This window comes from Lujinxingia litoralis (genome assembly GCF_003260125.1).
GTDB classification, from domain to species: Bacteria; Myxococcota_A; Bradymonadia; order Bradymonadales; family Bradymonadaceae; genus Lujinxingia; species Lujinxingia litoralis.
Genome location: NZ_QHKO01000015.1, coordinates 1 through 18,031, shown reverse-complemented (window position 1 = coordinate 18,031; position 18,031 = coordinate 1). Strand labels below are relative to the sequence as shown.

17 protein-coding genes are annotated in these 18,031 nt (G+C 67.5%); 8 read left to right on the top strand and 9 right to left on the bottom strand.

The window, feature by feature from the left end; translation table 11 throughout:
* Positions 1-9: 9 nt before the first annotated feature.
* Positions 10-405 carry a hypothetical protein gene (locus DL240_RS18805; RefSeq protein WP_111731441.1) on the top strand — a complete coding sequence of 132 codons (396 nt, stop codon included), beginning with the start codon at positions 10-12 and terminating at the stop codon, positions 403-405.
* Positions 406-1,129: 724 nt separating this feature from the next.
* On the opposite strand, the gene DL240_RS18800 is transcribed toward DL240_RS18805, so the two are convergent.
* Entirely contained in the window at positions 1,130-1,633 is a 504-nt protein-coding gene (locus tag DL240_RS18800; protein WP_199589868.1) for a helix-turn-helix domain-containing protein, read from the bottom strand.
* A 1,375-nt stretch (positions 1,634-3,008) separates the two neighbouring features.
* On the opposite strand from DL240_RS18800, the gene DL240_RS18790 reads away from it, so the two are divergent.
* The 3 genes from DL240_RS18790 (at position 3,009) to DL240_RS18780 (ending at position 5,785) form a co-directional block, all read left to right on the top strand.
* Positions 3,009-4,256 carry a hypothetical protein gene (locus DL240_RS18790; RefSeq protein WP_146618424.1) on the top strand — a complete coding sequence of 416 codons (1,248 nt, stop codon included), beginning with the start codon at positions 3,009-3,011 and terminating at the stop codon, positions 4,254-4,256.
* 26 nt (positions 4,257-4,282) lie between these two features.
* Positions 4,283-4,918: a hypothetical protein gene (locus DL240_RS18785; protein WP_111731439.1), complete on the top strand. Its 636-nt coding sequence runs from the start codon at positions 4,283-4,285 to the stop codon at positions 4,916-4,918.
* Positions 4,919-5,071: 153 nt separating this feature from the next.
* Positions 5,072-5,785, top strand: coding sequence for an MOSC domain-containing protein (locus DL240_RS18780; RefSeq protein ID WP_111731438.1), 714 nt, complete (start codon positions 5,072-5,074; stop codon positions 5,783-5,785).
* A 302-nt stretch (positions 5,786-6,087) separates the two neighbouring features.
* On the opposite strand, the gene DL240_RS18775 is transcribed toward DL240_RS18780, so the two are convergent.
* Positions 6,088-6,471, bottom strand: a complete 384-nt coding sequence (locus DL240_RS18775) for a nuclear transport factor 2 family protein (RefSeq protein WP_111731437.1) — start codon at positions 6,469-6,471, stop codon at positions 6,088-6,090.
* Between the two features lie 355 nt (positions 6,472-6,826).
* Between DL240_RS18775 and DL240_RS18770 the strand changes: the two genes are divergently transcribed.
* The 3 genes from DL240_RS18770 (at position 6,827) to DL240_RS18760 (ending at position 9,032) form a co-directional block, all read left to right on the top strand.
* A complete protein-coding gene (locus tag DL240_RS18770) occupies positions 6,827-7,522 on the top strand; it encodes an alpha/beta fold hydrolase (protein ID WP_146618423.1) in 696 nt (231 codons plus the stop codon).
* Positions 7,522-8,484, top strand: coding sequence for a DNA cytosine methyltransferase (locus DL240_RS18765; protein ID WP_199589867.1), 963 nt, complete (start codon positions 7,522-7,524; stop codon positions 8,482-8,484). Before DL240_RS18770 ends, DL240_RS18765 begins: the two co-directional genes overlap by 1 nt.
* Before the next feature lie 101 nt (positions 8,485-8,585).
* A complete protein-coding gene (locus tag DL240_RS18760; protein ID WP_111731435.1) occupies positions 8,586-9,032 on the top strand; it encodes an uL4 family ribosomal protein in 447 nt (148 codons plus the stop codon).
* A gap of 14 nt (positions 9,033-9,046) precedes the next feature.
* Here DL240_RS18760 and DL240_RS18755 read toward each other — a convergent pair whose 3' ends face one another.
* From DL240_RS18755 to nikR, 7 genes are all read right to left on the bottom strand, one after another.
* Positions 9,047-9,955, bottom strand: coding sequence for a PfkB family carbohydrate kinase (locus tag DL240_RS18755; RefSeq protein ID WP_111731434.1), 909 nt, complete (start codon positions 9,953-9,955; stop codon positions 9,047-9,049).
* Complete coding sequence (locus DL240_RS18750; RefSeq protein ID WP_111731433.1) at positions 9,955-10,719, bottom strand: SDR family NAD(P)-dependent oxidoreductase; 765 nt, start codon at positions 10,717-10,719, stop codon at positions 9,955-9,957. The genes DL240_RS18755 and DL240_RS18750 overlap by 1 nt, the downstream gene beginning before the upstream one ends.
* An 89-nt stretch (positions 10,720-10,808) precedes the next feature.
* A complete protein-coding gene (locus tag DL240_RS18745; RefSeq protein ID WP_111731432.1) occupies positions 10,809-12,674 on the bottom strand; it encodes an iron-containing alcohol dehydrogenase in 1,866 nt (621 codons plus the stop codon).
* A 132-nt stretch (positions 12,675-12,806) separates the two neighbouring features.
* On the bottom strand, positions 12,807-14,936 hold the full coding sequence (locus DL240_RS18740) for a TonB-dependent receptor (RefSeq protein ID WP_111731431.1): 2,130 nt from the start codon (positions 14,934-14,936) through the stop codon (positions 12,807-12,809).
* Positions 14,936-15,682 (bottom strand): hypothetical protein, encoded by a 747-nt coding sequence (locus DL240_RS18735; protein ID WP_111731430.1) that lies wholly within the window; start codon positions 15,680-15,682, stop codon positions 14,936-14,938. Before DL240_RS18735 ends, DL240_RS18740 begins: the two co-directional genes overlap by 1 nt.
* 1 nt (position 15,683) lies before the next feature.
* Positions 15,684-16,451 carry a hypothetical protein gene (locus DL240_RS18730; RefSeq protein WP_111731429.1) on the bottom strand — a complete coding sequence of 256 codons (768 nt, stop codon included), beginning with the start codon at positions 16,449-16,451 and terminating at the stop codon, positions 15,684-15,686.
* The gene (gene nikR, locus DL240_RS18725) at positions 16,451-16,876 is read right to left on the bottom strand and encodes a nickel-responsive transcriptional regulator NikR (protein ID WP_111731428.1); all 426 of its coding nucleotides are present in this window, start codon (positions 16,874-16,876) and stop codon (positions 16,451-16,453) included. The genes DL240_RS18730 and nikR overlap by 1 nt, the downstream gene beginning before the upstream one ends.
* A 259-nt stretch (positions 16,877-17,135) precedes the next feature.
* Between nikR and DL240_RS18720 the strand changes: the two genes are divergently transcribed.
* On the top strand, positions 17,136-18,031 hold an 896-nt coding region (locus tag DL240_RS18720; RefSeq protein ID WP_199589866.1), incomplete at its 3' end, for a cytochrome c oxidase assembly factor Coa1 family protein.

The window sequence follows — 18,031 nt, the reverse complement described above, 5'->3', positions numbered from 1 at the left end:
GGTTCGGTGATGGGCACCGCGCTGGGTTATGCCGAAGAGGCGTTGGGCGCGGATCACCCCGTCGTGGTCGAGGCGCAGGGCGCGCAGGAGGCGTTCTCTCAGGCGCTTAAAGTCGCCGATTCTGAGAAGGCCGATTCCGTAAAAGCCATGCAGAGGCTCTTTGCCGCGCGCGCCCAGGCTCGCCAGGCCTACGTGGCGGCGCGTCAGTTCGTCGACGCGGCGCTCTCGCTGGATGCCGATGCGAGCATTCGCCAGCTCATGCCGGCCATCACCACCATGTACGACTCCCGCACCCTGGCCGACGCGGCGCTCGCCGACCCCGCGTCGCCCGTGGCGAGTGATGTGGTGGTGAACGACGGGCCTTCGGCCGACCCGGCGCCGGTGGTGGAGCCCGTCGACGCGTGATGGGTGGTGAGAACGCGTAAGCAGGTGTGAGCGAGAAAACCCTCCGGTGAGCCCGGAGGGTTTTTTTGTGGGTGGGTTGGGGAGCTAAGTGCGCCGGGTCGGCGAGTTCGGCGTCGAAGCGGGGGAGGTAAGCCGGCTTAGCCGTGGGACTTGGCACCCGAGAAGGGCCGGTAAGGGCGCTGAGTTGCGGATCTGGAGACCCAGAAGCGCAGCTAAGGGCACTGAGTCGCGGATCTGGGTGTCGAGATCGGGGAGCCGAGCGGGCTGAGTCGCGGATCTGGGTATCGAGAATGGGAGCTAAGGGGGCTGAGCTGGCGATCTGGGTGTCGAGAATGGGAGCTAAGGGGGCTGAGTTGGGGGACTCAGGTGCTGAGTGGGGCCGGTAAGGGTGCTGAGTAGGGAATCTGGGTAGCGAGATCGGGAGGTAAGGGGGCCGAGCGGGGGATCTGGGTGAGGAGCAAAAGAGCGATGAGGCGCATAGACACAGGCTGATGTCCGTCTCTCAGGCTGATGTCCGTCTCTCGGACGGTCGGTGTCGCGGAGTTGGGGATCTGGGTAGCGAGATCGGGAGGTAAGGGTGCTGAGCGGGGGATCTGGGTGAGGAGTAAAAGAGCGATGAGGCGCATAGACACAGGCTGATGTCCGTCTCTCGGACGGTCGGTGCGGATTGAGAAAGGAAAAAGCACGTTGGCGTCGAGAACAACACGAAAAGGTGTTGTCATGACTATCCCTCGTTGGGGATCTCATCATAGCCATCAAAATCCTGGCTGAGCTGAGAGAGGTCGTCGAGTGATGCGATGCGGTCGCGATCACGCTGGCGTTTGTAGGCCAGAAGATCCTCCATACGTACTCGCCGGTGGGTACCGATTTTGCGGAAGGGAATCCGTCCATCGTTGAGAAGGCGCACCAGGTACTGCCGCGACACGTTGAGAATGTTGGCGGCTTGCTGCGTCGTAAGCTCCTTGCCGACGGGGACCACCGTGATGGCGTCGCCGCTGGCGAGTACCTCAATGATTCGCTCGAGCAGCAAGAATACGGATTCGGGGAGGTCGATCACGTCGCCGGACGGACTGACCAACTTGTAGGCAGCTGGCTGTTGCGGGTGCGCCTCGACGTGAGTGAGAAGATCCAGCAGGGCAGCTACGCTCTCACGTTGATCGCGTGGTGCGGTGACGGGCGTCATCTGACGTACAGACTCTTCAAATGTATGTGCTGTGCTGCGAGCCATCGTTGACCTCATTGTTAAGTTCGAGGCGTGTATGACGCCGTGAGCTATCGTTGACGCGGTGTCTGCTGCATTAAGAGCACCGCGGGCTGCGTTGCAAAGCCTCGACGATGCTAAACTAAAGCATCGCCTGCGTTTTGCGCCTGTCCGGCTTCGTCACGCTCAATCTCGCATCCACCAGGGGCAACTTCGGCTCATGGCGTAGTAACGCTTTAAACGTAGGTACTATTCGACCTAAACACAACCTGAGGGAGAAGCGGATGGGGGATACGAGGATGCGTGATGCGCGGGGTTTCGAGACGTGCGCGTCCCCCTTACTCCGCCAACTCCGCCAGCAAGCCCTCAAGACTCAGCGGCTTTGTGAACATCACCAGGCCGCCCTCGGCGTCGGTGGGCCACTCATCCCGGGCTCGATCTCGATCTCGGGCTCGGGCTCGGGCTCGGGCTCGGGCTCGGGCTCGGGCTCGGGCTCGTACTCGTACTGGTAGCTCGTACTCGTACTGGTAGCTCGTACTCGTACTGGTAGCTCGTACTCGTACTGGTAGCTCGTACTCGTACTGGTAGCTCGTACTCGTACTGGTAGCTCGTACTCGTACTGGTAGCTCGTACTCGTACTCGGGCTCGTACTCGTACTCGTACTCGGGCTCGTACTCGGGCTCGGGCTCGGGCTCGATCTCGGGCTCGATCTCGGGCTCGACCTCGATCTCGTACTCGTACTGGTAGCTCGTACTCGTACTGGTAGCTCGTACTCGTACTCGGGCTCGTACTCGTACTCGTACTCGGGCTCGATCTCGGGCTCGGGCTCGGGCNGCTCGTACTCGTACTGGTAGCTCGTACTCGTACTGGTAGCTCGTACTCGTACTGGTAGCTCGTACTCGTACTGGTAGCTCGTACTCGTACTCGGGCTCGTACTCGTACTCGTACTCGGGCTCGTACTCGGGCTCGGGCTCGGGCTCGATCTCGGGCTCGATCTCGGGCTCGACCTCGATCTCGTACTCGTACTGGTAGCTCGTACTCGTACTGGTAGCTCGTACTCGTACTCGGGCTCGTACTCGTACTCGTACTCGGGCTCGATCTCGGGCTCGGGCTCGGGCGCGCCCCCTCCGAACGCGCGCACGAATCGACCACCATCGCGAACCCCGGTGCCCCACAACCACCCAACCACCCACCCCCCCAACCTCAACGCGCGCCCCTCCGAACGCGCGCACGAATCGACCACCATCGCGAACCCCGCTAGCGCTCAGATTTCCGCGTCCACCGAACCAGGATCCTCAGAAAACCCGCGTGCCTTGAGCAGTGATCCGGCTCAGCGCGCGGGTTTTCTGTGCTTTAAGCGTCTCAGGGGCGTGTGGCACGGTCGTTGCTAAATACTCCCTCTATGAAACGAGAACTCACCATACTGCTCGCCATGACCGCCCTCTGGATGGGATGCGGGGAGCTGGAGCAGGAGCCGGAGCCGGAGCCGGAGGTTGATCCCGGCGACACGCTGGCCTGGATGGAGGCTTACCAGGATCGCTACCTCGGCGATCGCGCGTGGCGTCGTACCCAGCTTGAGGCGACGCTCTGGAGCCCGGATCTGCCCTACGCGCGAAAGCGGCTCAAGAGCTATGCGCTCTCCGAAGGGGGCTGGGATTTGCTCCCGGAGTTACTGGCGCGCAGCGGGCCGGTGTTTCCCGAGCAAGCTGTGCCACAGGGGCTCGAAGAGGCGCTTCCCACCGTGTTTCCAACGAAGGCGCCGACAACGCGTGAGCAGTGGCTGGCGCTTGGCGAGCAGGTGTTCTGGCAGATGCCGATGCGGCGCGACAACTACCTGGAGTGGATCGCGACGAGGCCCGAGCTTCTTGAGGAGACGGGCTTTGAGCGAAACGCCGACGGCTCGTTGCGGGGCCTGGTGCGCTTTAAAGACGTGCGCGGTCAGATGCGGGTGGGCGTCACCTGCGGGCTCTGCCACGGGGGAGGTGGGGTGGCCGGGCGCACGAACACCGCGCTCGATCTGGGGCGGGCGCGCCAGCTGTTCAATGACTCCCACGGGATCGATGGATCGCGCTTTGCGTCCTGGGGGCCGGGGCGAGTGGATATTACCGATGACCCGGCCGACGACCCGCTGCGGGTGCCCGACCTCTGGGGCACGCGCCATCAGTCCTACCTCAACGCCAGCGGAATTGTGCGCGTGGTCAACCCGGCCTCGGTCGCGATTCGTTTTGAGACGCAGTACATCCCCGGCCATGGCCTGGAAGCCCGGCCCAACCGGGTGCTCTCCTGGGCGTTGGCGATGTACGTGCTCTCGCTGGAGTCGCCGACAAGCCCTGCGGTGGCGCCGGAGCATCCGGGCCGGGCGGTCTTCGAGCAACAATGTGCCAGCTGCCATAACCCCGAGCGGGGGTTTAGTGGCGATCTGATCCCGAGCTGGCTTTTGAGTGGGGGCGTCTCCGCGGCTGAGAGTCCGATGCGGGGGACGGGGATGATGAAAGTCCCCTCGCTCGTCGGCATCGGCCAGGGAGGCCCTTTTATGCACGACGGACGTCATGCTGAGCTGCGCGATGTCCTGGAAGAGCGCCACCCCACCGGGGCGGTGTTAAGCGCTGAGGAGCGCGACGATCTGTTGAGTTACCTTCAATCCCTTTAACTGTGTTTTTCACACGAGGTCACACCATGCGTATGCCATTTCACCTGTTGTTCGTCTTCGCCTGCTCGCTTCTTCTGCTGGGCACGGGCTGCCCGGAGTTGACTGGCGATCCCGAGCTTAAGGGCACGTTTATCTCGGGGCATCTGGGGAACTACGAGTCGTGTCCGGAGGATGGCTACAGCGATGAGGCTGAGGGCGATGCGCCCGCGGGGGCGCCGGCGGAGGATTTTGCCGCCGATTGCGCGGAGGACTCCGAGGATTGTGGCGGCGTCTTCTTGAATTGCGAGGACGCCCAGGTGACGTTGCGCCTGATCAACACGGGCGATGAGCCAGCGGTCGGCGTGCAGGTCACGCGCATTGAGCTCTTTGACACCAACGGCGTCTCGAAGGCGGTGCTGCCCTTGATGGGGGTCAGCGATGTGACGACCCCGGGCGCCACGGTGGACTTTGAGGGGGTGATTCCGGTGGGTGCCGAGCGCGCGCTGCGCGTGGACTTCCAGGGGCCGCAATCCCCCTGGGAGCTTCTGGCGACCGATGGCGAGGATAGCGGTCGCCACGCGAACCACGGGGGCATCATCGAGATCACCTTTAGGGCGGAGAATCGCCGCGGCGAGGTCGTGGTGCGCGGCGAAGTCTCGGCGCTGCCTTCGATGGCCACCTGAGCGTGGGAGCGCCCGGTCATAAGGTGGCGAGGTGAACGCGCCTGGATCGCGCGGGGGGGCGTCTGCGTGGTAGGAGGGGGGGGCTGCGCCTGAGCGGTTGGCGCAGAGGTCCTGAAAGAAGGCGGCGGAAGCCATGGCAGCTCTGGAGGTGTGATGGTCAACGAGGCGCGCATCGTTTCATTGCGGGTGGGGATGCCCCGGGAGTTGGGGCGAGCCGGGGCCCAGGACCCGCTGGAGCGTCCCTGGCGCACGGGGTTTGTGAAGGAGGAGGTGCGCGGAGCGCTGTGGCTGGACTGGGAGAATTTTGAGGGGGATGGTCAGGCCGATCGCAAGCACCACGGCGGGGTGGAGAAGGCGGTGTGTGTGTATTCGACCGCTCATCTGGCGTACTGGTCAAAGAGGCTGTGGCGAGCGATGGGGCCGGGGGCGTTTGGGGAGAACCTGAGTGTGGAGGGGCTGGTCGAGGAGGATGTGTGCGTGGGGGATGTCTACAGAGTGGGCAGCGCGCTTGTGCGCGTCACTCAGCCGCGCTCGCCATGCTGGAAACTCGCGCGGATGCATGGCGAGAAGAAGCTTGCGCTCTGGGTGCAGCAGACCGGCTTTTGCGGCTGGTATTTCGGGGTGGTGGAGCGGGGGCTGGTGGAGGCGGGACAGGCGCTCACACTGGTGGAGCGTCCCTTCCCGCAGTGGAGCATCGCCGAGGTGCATGCGGTGCGCTACCTGCGCCGAGAGGATCGGGAGGCGGCCTCGTTGCTTGCAGGGTGTTCGGCCCTGAGTCGAACCTGGCGTGAGGCGCTGGAGAAGCGCGCGGCGCGTGGCGAGGAGGGCGATGAGGCGCGGCGTTTGATCGGTCCGAATCAGGGGTAGATCGAGGAGGGAATGAGGGGGGGAAGTGGCGATGGGGCGCATGAATCAAGGAGGTTGCGCGTCTCTCGGTCGGTCCTTCTTCGCTTCGTTGTGGGGCCGGTCACCCAGAAGCGGAGGTTAGCTCACCTAGTCGCGGGGCTGGCCACCCAGCAAGGGGCGCTAAGCGAGCGGAGTCGGGGATCAGGGTGGCGAGAGCGGGAGCTAAGGGGGCAGAGTGGGGGATCTGGGAAGCCCGCAGGTCAGCGCGTTGAGACTCCCCAGAGCTCAACGCCTGCGCCCAGGAGGGTTCGCCTCCCCCCCCCTCAATCCTCAGATGGCGAGCCGGGGAGCACCGTGTAGTGAATGGTCATCGCGCGGATCTTTCCGTCTTCGATGAGGTAGGAGTCGGCGCCGTCTTCGACGCGGGCGCCGTTGGTGCCGACGCCGCTCCACTCCAAAAAGCCCAGGTGCCGCTCCACCATGATGGTGTGATAGGTCCACTCGCCCTCGGGGAGCTGCTCTTGCAGAAGGCGCACCTTCTGGCGCAGGCCCTCCACGCCGCGAAAGAGCCCGTAGGTGGTCATCAACACGATGTCGGGATCGAAGTTGCGCGCCAGGTCCGTCTCAAAATCCCAGCCTTTGGCCAGGTTTAAGTGGTCCTCCAGGACTTCGCGGGCCGAGCGTGTGGCGAGTGCTTTGGGGTTCATCGGGGGCTCCCTGTCGATCGGGGGGTGAGCAGGTCAGCGCCGGGAGGGGCGCTGTAGATCGAAGGTTGGCGCCGGGAGGGAAACACCAACAGGATGGCCCTCCGAGCGGGGCGGGCGGATGGATTCCGGGCGACTCTTTGCAGGTTTCGCCAGCCCTGACGAGCCCGAAGAATGCTCGTCAGCGTCGCCCCATCTCCGACGCGGTTGGCGCCCGGCGCTCGCCAGGGTTCGCTCGCCGCGTGCCCCCCCAGCCCTTGCCCCCAAGCGCCCTGTGACGTAGGAGGGGGGCGACGGCGGCCGGTGGAGCCGCGAGGGTTGATGAGCCGGGAGTTTGAAGGTGGAGAGCAGGCCGAGGGTGATGTTTGTGCACGGGCTGGAGAGCGGCCCGTCGGGGGAGAAGGTGCAGGGGCTGCGGGCGCAGGGGCTGGAGGTGGTCGCCGCCGATATGCAGATGTCGCTCAAGCGCCTGGACCGTTGTAATTCGGTGTCGCGCAACCTCTTGCGGACCCCGGAGGTGCAGGCGGCCGGGGTGGTGAGCGCGGCGCTGGTGGGCCTGGGGTTGGGGCGGCGTTCGGTGTGGCCGGTGGGACTGGCCGGGGTGGCGCTGGGGGCCTGGTGGTCGGGGCGCGGCGAGGCGCTGACCCGGCAGGCGATCATGGCGAGCTATCGGCGCTGCGTGGAGGTGCAGCGCGAGGCGATCGCGCGCTTTGAGCCCGACGTGGTGCTGGGGTCGAGCTGGGGCGGGGCCATCACCCTGGAGCTGATGCTGCGCGGGCACTGGCAGGGGCCGGCGGTGTTGCTGGCGCCGGCCTTTCATAAGGTGCATCGGGCCATGGGGCTCGACCCGGTGGGGCGTCTGGCGGGCTTGGAGCCCGGGTCGACGCTGATTTTTCACGATCCGAGCGACGACACCGTGCCGCTGGAGGATAGCCAGGCGCTCTCCGAACAGCTGGGGCTGCCCCTGCACGCGGTCGACGCCGGCGGCCACCGCCTGATGGGGCTGGTGGAGGATGGTCGCCTGCTGGAGAGCCTTTGCGAGGTCGCGGGTTGATGGAGTCTTCAAACCGCCAGGGAGCGTCGCTGCGCTGTCTGGAGCTCTTTTGCGGGATCGGCGGGTTTGCCGCGGCGGTGGCCGGGCACGCGCAGGTGGTGGGGGCGCTCGACCTCTCGGGGCACGCCATGGAGGTCTACCGCCATAATTTTGCGGATCACGGGGGGCGTCAGGCCCATCTGGAGCATCTCGGTGAAGAGGAACTCCTGGGCTACGAGGCCGACCTGTGGTGGATGTCGCCGCCCTGCCAGCCCTACACGACCCGGGGCAAGCAGCGGGATCTGGAAGACCACCGGGCCCGCAGCCTGGTGCGCCTGATGGAGATCATCGGGCGGCGCGGCCCGCAGGTGGTGGGGCTGGAGAACGTGCCGGGCTTTCGGGGCTCGCAGGCCCACGCGCTGGTGTTGGAGACGCTGCGGGAAGCCGGCTATCAGGTGGCCGAGCGCCTGCTCTGCCCCACGGAGCTGGGGATCCCCGCCCAGCGTGAGCGCTACTATCTGATCGCCAGCCGGCGAGGGCTTCACCCCTGGTCCGAGGGAACGTCGGGGCCGATGCGCCCGCTGGCGGACTTTCTCGCTGCCCCGACTGGCGAGGCGCTCACCCCCTATCTGGTGCCGGGGCCGATGCTGGAGAAACACGGCCCGGGGATGCGCATCTTTGATCTGGAGGCGGAGCCGGGCCTGGTGGCCAACACCTTTACCGGGGCTTACGGCAAGACCTGGCAGGCCGCCGGCGCCTACCTGCGCCTGGGCCAGGGGCGAGTGCGGCGCTTTACGCCGCCGGAGATCCTGAGGCTGATGGGCTTTGGCCCGGCGTTTGGGTTTCCGGAGCACGTGAGCCTGCGCCAGCGCTACAAGCTCATTGGCAACAGCCTCTCGGTGTGGGCGATGCGCGCGGTGCTCGCCGCGGTGCCCGGTCTGGAGGCCCTGGGGCAGGAGGCGGCCGGCCCGGTGCAGGGTTGACAGCGGGGGCGGTAAATCGCTTAGCTGCACGGCGTACTACGTCCAGACGATTCCCCCGATGAGCCGCGCTCGCCAGTGATGCTGAGCGCCGTGGAGCGGCGATGATTTGCAAAGCATGCGATGAGAAGAACCCTCCGGGAACCTACAACTGCCTGCACTGCCAGGAACCCCTGCCGCCGGAGAAGGACGCGGGGGTGGAGCGCCGGGCGTTGGGGGGGATGGTGATCCTGGGGCTCTTTGGGGTCGCGCTCGCGGCGCTGGGGCTGTGGGGCTGGCAGGAGTGGACGGAGAGCCGGGCGCGCAGCCAGGCGCTGGCCCAGGGCAAGACGGAGTACCTGGTGCACCGGGTCTGCCTGCACCAGGAGAACGCCATCCGCGACAACGAGCTGCGCGCGCAGGGCTACGTGTACACCCGGGCTCAGAGCGAGGCGCGCGGGGTGGTCTCGGGGGCCGAGAAGCCCCGGCACTGCTATCAAAAAGAACTCGGAAAAGCCGGACAAGCCGAAGAGCCTCCCCGCGGTGGCGAGCTGGTGCGGGTGTACCGCTGAGCGTCGCCTGAGCGTCAGTCGCGCAGGATCGGCACGTGGGCCGCGCGCGCCGGGGCCTCGTCGAGGCGGTGGAGCGCCTGAGGCCCCAGACCTTCGACGACGATGGAGGCCGCGGCGCTGGCCTGGCGTGCGGCCTCGACCGGGCTCAAGCCGGCGATGAGCTGGTGGGTGAAGGTGGCGGCGAAGACGTCGCCGGCGCCGGTGGGGTCGAGGGGGCGAGTGGGGTAGATGCCCACCTCGCTGATGCGCCCGTGGTGGTAGATGCGGCTGCCGGCTTCGCCCAGGGTCAGCGCGACGATGGGGATGGCGGCCAGCAGGCGTTCGAGGAGGTCGCCCTGATCGATGAGGTCTTCTTCGCTGAGGCAGGCGACGTCGACGCCTCGGAGCGCCTCGGGGGTGATGTCCCAGGGGCGCTGAACCACCTGGCGAGCCCCCGGCGCCACGCCCCGATCCTGAAGCTCCTCCAGCGCCCGGGCCTCCTGGACCGGCTCGCCGGGGACCTTAATCCAACCCTGCACATTGATGGCGACCAGGCGCGCGCGCGAGGCGTGGAGCCAGGCTTCCAGGTCCACCTCTCCCAGGACCGGGGCCAGGTGGATGAGGTCGGCGTCGAGCCAGCCCGGGGGGGCATGTTCGGGGCCGACCGAGGGGGCCAGGGCCTCCAGCAGCTGCACCCGGGGGGCGTGCGGGGGGTAGTAGTTGGCAAAGACCGTGGTCTGGCCGCGGCGCACCCGGGTGTGCTCGATGGGGGCCAGCGCCGGGTCGCACTCAAAGTCCTCGCCGACCAGGCTTAAGAGGTGGGTGTGGCCCGGGAGACGGCGGTGGACCTCGGCGCCGTAATAGGCGCAGCCGCCGGCTTTAAAGCCCCCCTGGTAGCGATCGTGGGTGACGTGGCCCACCACCAATGTGCGCGGAAGACTCATCAGTTAAAAAACTCGCCATTGCTCACGTTGTAGCTCTGCCCGGTGATGGCGCTGGCGGCGTCGCTGGCCAGAAAGGCGATGAGCGCGGCGACCTCCCCGGGCTCGACCATGCGGCCCAGCGGGATCTGGGCGATGGCCCGGCGGCGGAACTCGTCGGGGGCCTGGCCCTGCTGCTCGGCGGTGTAGGCGGAGTCGGCCATGGCCATGGGGGTATTTACCCAGCCGGGGCACACGGCGTTGACCCGGATCTGGCGGCTGGCCAGCTCCAGGGCGACGCTCTTGGTCAGGCCGAGCACCGCGTGTTTGCTGGCGGTGTAGGCTTCGTAGCCGGCGCGGGCGTTTTTGCCCAGGTTGGACGAGACGGTGACGATGCGAGCGCCCTCGGGCATCGTTTTGGCGGCGGCTTTGATGCAGTGGTAGGCGCCGTGCACGTTGATGTCGAAGGTGGTCTTCCAGACCTGGTCGGAGTGCGGGTCGTCCAGGCGGGCCTGGCGGCAGATGCCGGCGTTGGCCACCAGCACATCGATGGGGCCCAGGCGCTCAAAGAGGGTCTCGACGGCCTGCTGGTCGACGACATCGAGCACGTGGGTTTCCACCCTCGCGCCGGCTTCGGTGGCCTCGGCGTGGAGTTGGGCCCGGGCGCTGGCGAGTTTCTCGGGGTCGCGGGCGCAGAGCACCACGCGGTGGCCCTGGCGCACAAACTGGCGAGCGCTCTCCAGGCCGATGCCGCTGGAGCCCCCGGTGATGACGACGGTCTGAGTCATGGCGAATGCCTTTGGGATCGAGAAAAGCCCCCCGGCCTCGCCAGGCGGCGAGGCGTCCTGGCGAGGCGGGGGGGCGGATGGGGAGGGGCTTAGAAGCTCTGGCGGATGGCTTCCACCAACACCTCGTCGGGCACCGGGATGGCCCAGTCGCCGTCGACCTGCCAGAGGCTGCCCGGGCCGTCGAGCAGGGCCATGCGGGTGCCCTCGGTGAGGTAGCGCTTGTTGTAGCGCATCGCCGCCAGGATATCGTCGACCTTAAGGTGGGCCGGGATGTGGGTGGGGAGCGTGAACTTTTCGATGACCTGGCGGTGAAGCTCGACCATCGCGTCGTCGCAGGCGCCGAGCAGGCGCGCGACCCGGGCGGCGACCATCATGCCGATGGCCACCGACTGGCCGTGATTCAAGTCATAGCCCGAGAGGTACTCCACCGGGTGCCCCACGCTGTGGCCGTACTGCAGGACCATGCCCTCGCGATGCTCTTTGGGGTCGATGGCCACCAGCTCGCATTTGAGCTCGATGTTTTTGCGCACGACGTACTCCAGGAAGTCCGGATCGTCGATGGCTCCCTGGTAGTCGAGGAGGTAGTCCAGGTAGGCGCGGTCCTGGCCCAGAGCGTGTTTGATGACCTCGCTCAACCCGTCGGGGATCAGCCAGTCTTCGAGCGTGGCGAGCACCTCGACGTCGACGGCGATGGCCAGGGGGGAGTAGTAGGAGCCGACCAGGTTCTTGCCGCGCGAGCCGTTGATGCCCTGCTTGTGGCTGATCGAGGCGTCGCACTGGGCCATCAGCGTGGTGGGCACGTGCACCAGGCCGATGCCGCGGTAGAGGGTCGAGGCGATGAAGCCGCAGATGTTGGCCACGGCGCCGCCGCCCAGCGAGATGAGCACGGAGCGCTCATCGATGCCCTCGGCCAGGATCTGATCGACGAGTTTGACGTAGTTGGCCATGGACTTGGACTCTTCGCCCTCGGCCATGACGATGCGGCGCACGTCGTAGCCCATGCGGTCGAGCCCGCCGACGAAGTCGTCGCCGTAGATGCTGTTCACCTTGGTGTCGGTGAACACGTAGATGGGCGAGGAGGCGCTCTCGTCGGGGATGAGCTGGAGACGCTCGGGGTTACGGACAAAGCCGCGCTGGACAAAGATCTCGGTCTTTACCGGCTTGCCGGCCACGAAATCGTAGGCGTGGGTGGTGTTGCCGTGGTCGAGCTCAAAATTGGGGCGGTGCACGGCGGCTTTGCGGATGCCGGCGCGGTGGGCCATCTCGGCGCGAATCAGCGACTGGGGCGTGTCGATGTCATGCCAGGGGCGCCCCTCGGTGGCCAGGGCGCGCACCTGCCCGCGCTCGCCAAGCAGCGCCAGGGCGTCGGTGAGGCTGGCCGGCTCATGGCTGACCAGCACCTCTTCCAGGGCTTCAAAGAGCGCCGGGGTGAACGCGAAGAGGCCGGCGTCGACCCCGTCGGCGTCGTTGAGGGTGCGCGAGGCGGTGGTGACCCGGTCGCCTTTGAGCTGCACTTTGACGGCCTGCTCCAGCTCGTACACCTGGTCGGGTTGGCGGTCGATCAGCGCCACGCCCTGATCCTCGCCAAGCTCGGCCTGCACGATGTCGTGGACCAGCGTCTGTTCAAAGACGTGATCGGGCATGGCGATGACGAAGTTTTCGGCGATGGCGGATTTGGCGGCCAGGAGCGTGGAGGCCAGGCCCTGCTGCCATCCGCGATGCTCGATGAACTCGACCTTGAGCGAGAGATCGGGGTGGTTGGTGAGCTCCCGGATCACGCGTTCGGAGCCAAACCCGGTGACCACCACGGCCCGCTCAATGCCGGCCTTTTCCAGGCGCTGCAGCAGCGAGAGGAGCAGGGGCTTGCCTCCCACGTGCACCAGGGGTTTGGGGGTGTCGGGGCGATCGAGGCGAGCGCCGCGGCCGGCGGCGGGGATAAGTGCGGTGGTGGGCATGGGGGACTTCCGGGGTACAGATGAGAGAAAAATCACCGGCGACTTCGGCGCACAACCTAATGCGAGCGCCGGTCAGAATCAACAAGGGCTTCGCATGTTTAGCGGGCCCCGGAGTCGGGGGAAGGCGGGGGTTTAGAAGTCGGCGCTCAAGGTCAGGCGCGCGCCCAGCGGGGGGCCGGCGCTGATATGCAGGGCGGGCAGCCGACTTATGGGGCGCTCGGGCAGCCAGTGGCTGGCGTAATGGTAGGTGCCCTCGCGCAGGCGCTGGTGGAGGAGGTTTTCCACCTCCAGCCCCAGATGCAGGGTGCGCCAGCGGTAGCCCAGGGTGGCGTCGAAGCGGGTGAGGGCGCCGGCGGTCGCTCCAAAGGGGAGGGGGCGGCTGGACACGCCCAAAAAGCGCAGCCCGGCGCTCCATCCCGCGGGGTGGTTGGCCACCCAGTGCATGCCGCCCACAAGCCAGGGCACGTTGGGCACCTGGTCGCCCGAGCCCACGAAGCGGGCGTGGGTATAGGTGGCGTCAAAGCTCAGGTGCATCCAGCTGGTCGGGTGGATGTCAAAAAAGACCTCGGCGCCGGCCCGACGCGTGGCGTTGAGTTGAAGGGTGATGCCGGAGAGGTGGTCGAAGACCGCCTCGTTGTCGAGGTGGGTGCCAAAGGCCGAGAGGGTGATGCCCAGCCAGTCGGTGGCAAAGAAGCGCACGCCCAGCTCGGCGGCGTCGGATTGGGTGAGCGCCGGGGCGTTGCCGGCCAGCTCGCTGGCCAGGCTCTCATGCTCGGGCTCAAAGCTGGAGAAGGCGCGGGCCTCGGGGGGGCGGACGCCGCGCCCGTAGGTGGCGAAGAGCATCCAGCGATCGTGGGGCTGGTAGCGTGCGCTCAGGCGCGGGGAGAAGGCCGTCAAAAGCGGAGAGGAGGCTTTGGGGGATTCGGGGGCCAGGTGATCGCGGGTGTTAAAGTGCAGGGCGTCCTGGCGCGCGCCCAGGTCCAGGCGGAGCGCCGGGGTGGGTTGCAGGCGCAGGCTCGCGCGCAGCCCGGCGATGCTCTGGGTGGCGTCGAGCCGGCGCGTGGGGGCGCCCGGGGTCAGGGCGTCATCCACCGGCGCCTCGCTCTGCCTCAACACCTCCGAGCCCACGTGCCCCCCCGCCACCAGGCTCACTCGCCGGGTCAGCGGCGTTAAGTAAAAGAGGTCCGCGCCGCCGCCGAAGGTGCGGTGGGCCTGGCGGGTGCGGTCGCCCTGGAGGGGGTCGAAGAGGGCGCCGGTGAAGTTTTCAAAGAGCACCAGGTCGCGCAGCGAGGCGCTCAGGCGCACGCGCAGCAGGTCGCCTGAGCGGCGCAGGTTGCGGCCGCGCCAGGTGGCCGCGCCGATGGCGCGGGCGGAGCTCCCCCGGCCGCTGGCGCTGTAGGCATCGTAGAAGCCGATGCGCCCGGCGTTGACGTCGTCCAGGCGCAGGGTGGCCGGCAGCTCAAAGCGCGCGGCGCCGGTGGCCACCCAGGCCTCCAGGGTGCCGCCGGCCAGCGCCAGCTCCCGGGCGGCGGCGTTGAAGGTGAGGCGGTCGATGCCGCGCTGCTGGCCGTAGCCCGGGTCGGTCAGGGCTTCGGCCGCCGCGAAGCGGCGGCCCTCCGGGTCGCTGCGGCGCGCAAAGAGGCGCAGGCGCCCGGAGGTGCCCAGGGTCGTTGAGACGCGATGAGGACGCACCCGGGAGGCCACGACCTCGGGGCGGATCCCCAGCTTAAAGTCCACGGAGCCGGCCATCCCGAAGAGCCCCTGGTCGATGGAGAAGGGCCCCTTGGTCACCCGCATGCTCTCCACGGCCTCGGGCAGGATCACCCCCAGATCGATGTAGCCCTGGGCGTGAATGTTGGAGAGCTCGTTGAGCCCCACGCCGCCCAGGGTCAGCTCCAGATCGGCGCCGTGAATGGCGTCAAACCCCCGCAAAAAGAACTGGTGGCCTTTGCCCTCGCTGCCGTGCTGGGTGAGGGTGAGCCCGGGCACCTGGCGCAGCAGCTCCTCGGCGTTGCGGGCCGGGGCGGCCTCCAGCTCCTGACGCCCCAGGGTCATGGCGCTGGAGGTGGGCGTGGTGCGCACGGTGGCGGTCACCCGCACCCGGAGCGTGTCCGGCTCGGCGTCCGGGGTCTCGGCAGCGGGTGCCGGGGCCGGGGCCGCGGCGGCGGTGGTGGGAGGAGGGGGCGGCTCCTGGGCGCGGGGCGCCGGGGCGCTCCAGAGCACCCCGATGCCCACAAGCACCCCGGCCAGCGCCCGATGCATCAGTGGCAATGGGCTTCGCCGTTGACGTGGCCGACCTGCATGCTCTGCGCGTCGAGCCAGTTCCAGAGATCGTCGATGGCGTAGTTGCCCACATCCAGCGCGCCCACCCCGGTGGCTTCCAGCTCGGCCCGGGTGATGTCGCCATCGTCGTTGGCGTCGGCGCCGGCCAGGTGATCAAAGATCAGCGAGGGGGCCTCGGCGCCCGTGGCCAGGCTGTCAAAGAAGAGGTGGTCGCCGTGGATCGTCAGCTCCACGGCGGCCGTCTCCCCCGGATAGATTTCAAAGGGGCTGTCGCAGGACTCGTAGTCGGTGGGCAGCTCGAAGGTCCAGGCAAAGGTCTTGGTCACGCCATCTTTCTCGGCCTGGCCGACCACCTCCAGCGTGCCCAGCTGGTAGTCGAGCCCGGAGAAGGCGCCCTGATCCAGCTCCAGGGTGGTGACCTGCTGGCCCTGGCCCTCGGAGGCCTGGCTCAGGTCGAAGCTCTGCCCCACCTCGGTGGTGTCGCCCATGATCGTCAGCGAGTTCAGCGTGACCTCAAAGCGCTCAAAGCTCACGCTCCAGCCGTCGCTGAACTCATCGGCCGGGATGCCCTCTTCGATGAAGGATTCGCCGTAGATGTGCACCTGGAGCGAGCCCGGCCCCTTTGGGGTGTCGACGTCAGGGCCAGCGTCGCCGCCGCAGGCGGCGGTCAGGGGGAGTAGGAGCAGAGCGCTCAGGGCGCGGTGACGCAGCAGGGTGGTAGGCATCTCAGTGGTCCTCCAGGTGAAGTTCGTAATGGTCATGAGAAAGCAGGCGACGGCGCACGCTGAAATAGGTGTCGTCGTCGGTGTCTGCCGAAAAGGAGAGGGTGGCGTCGGTGGCCAGGGCCTCAAAGTCCACGCCGTCAAAGAGGTGATCGCCCTCGGAGGGGTCGACGAGCGTGAGGCGAAAGCCCAGCTCGCCACGGGTCTCGGCGCGGACCGTGGCCTCAAAGGGCGCCCCGGTGAGCCGGCGCCCCGGGGGAGCGGCGATCTCAAAGGTGAAGTCCACGCTCTGGCCCTGGCGCGTGGCCGTGCCGGCCAGGCGAGCGCTCAGGTGCGGGGCGTCGGCCAGGCGATGAAAGGTAAAGTCGGCCGAGCGGTAGTCGCCCGGCAGGAGCGTGGCGCGCCCCATCTCCCGGCCCTGCTCGCTGGCCCAGTCCACCTCATGGCTGCCCTCCAGCTCGCCAGTGACCTCGCCGCCCTCAAAATGGCCGGGATGCGCGTGGGCTAAGGGGATGAGGAGATCGCCCACGCGTCGACCGAGCGAGGCCATATGGGCATCGCCGGCCACCGTGAAGTGCAGCTCACCCGGGGCCAGGCGCGCCTCGCGCAGCTCGATGGTGTAGCCCAGATCGGTGGTGGTGCCGGTCAGGCCCTGGCCATCGACCACCACGCCCAGGTCGACCCGGGGAGCTTCCTCGGGTTCGCCGCACCCGCCCAGGAGCAGGAGCGCGGCCAGCATGGGGAGCGAGAAGGAGCGTTTGCCATACGACATCATGGGGCCTCCGCGAGGGCTTGAGGCATCGCGCTGAAGACGGCCTGGCCGTGGAGCACGCCCTTGAGCCCGATGAGGTGGTCGGAGACGTGGCGAAGCTCGGCCGGCGTCCCGCGCAGCGTGACGACCTCCAGGCAGTGATCGGCATCTAAGTGCACGTGCATCGAGGCGATGATGCTGTGGTGGTGCACGTGGCCCACGTCTTCGACCTGCTTGCTCAGGCCGCGTTTGTGGTGGTCGTAGAGCAGGGTGACGGTGGCCACCGCCTCCTCGGCCTGCTCCCAGTCATCTTCGGCCAGGTGGGTGCGAATCAGGTCGCGGAGCGCCTCGGAGCGGTTGGAATGACCGCCCTCGGCGATTCGACGATCGAAGCGCTCCATCAACTCGGCGTCGACGGCGATGCTGGCGCGGGTGAGTTCAGACATGGTTCAGACTCCGGAAGGCCCCTCACTCAAAAGGGGGTCGTGTTACGTTCTGGCGGGTTCGTAACACCGAGGTTTCCCCTCCGCAACATGTTTTGTGAAAAAGCTCGCCAAAAACACGTTGGGAGGCCGGGGCCCGGGCGTTACTCTCCCGCCCCTCAGGGCGCGGCGCTCCCGGCGTAAGATCGCCAGAGCACGCCCCGACGCTGGTGCGCGCCGGCCCTGAAGTCCGGGCGCCGAACGACGCGAGGGAGTCGGGTAGATGTATGACGTAGAAGCGAGCCTCCACGAACTCAACCGCCTGCTGCTCGGGCGCTACCGCGTGCTGCGGGTGCTCAAGGAGGGCGACCAGGGCACGACCTATCTGGCCCAAAACTCCGAGGGCCGCTCGGTGGCGCTCCGGGAACTCACCCTGCCGGCGGGGGAGCCGGAGCGGGCCCGCGAGCTCTTTGAGCAAGAGCGCCGGGCGCTCGCCAGGGGGGGAGCTTCGGCCACCACGGAGGCCTTCTCGCTGGATGATGGGTGGGGCGGCGAACGCTTTTTTCTGGTGGAGCCCTACGCCCGGGGCCTCGACCCCGGCGGCGGGCCCGCCCCCCTGAGCCCCGGGCCCGCCGCCCGGCACTTCGATACGCCGGAGGAAGTGCAGCAGGAGCGCCAGGCGCTGGTGGAGCTGCTGACCGCCCGGGCCCTGGTGCTCTCGCTGGAACGCCTTAAGCGCGCCGGGCTTCTCGAGCCCACGTCATCCTCGTCGGTGTCGATGTCGGTGACGAGCTCGGTGAGCTCGAAGTCCTCGCCGAGCCCCTCGCGCTCGGGGTGGGGGCTCTTGCCGACGGTGATCGGGGTGCTGGCCATGGCGCTCTTGATCAGCAACTGCGGGCGCTTCAGCGCGAAAGTCGCGGGTTACGAAGCGACCGTGTTTGAGCCTCTGCGCCAGTGCGCCGAGGCCCGGGCGCTCCTTGGCGAGGCGATTGAGCTGCCGGTGCTCGGCTGCCAGAAGGGCTCGACCTCGTTTGCGAGCGCCAGCGGTCACGCCAACTGGACCATACCCGTGGCCGGCAGCCGGGCCCGGGGCACCTACATCTTTCACGCCTCCAAATCGCACGGCGGATGGACGCTGCATAACGGGATTTTGAAGGTGGACGATCAGGTGATCAACGT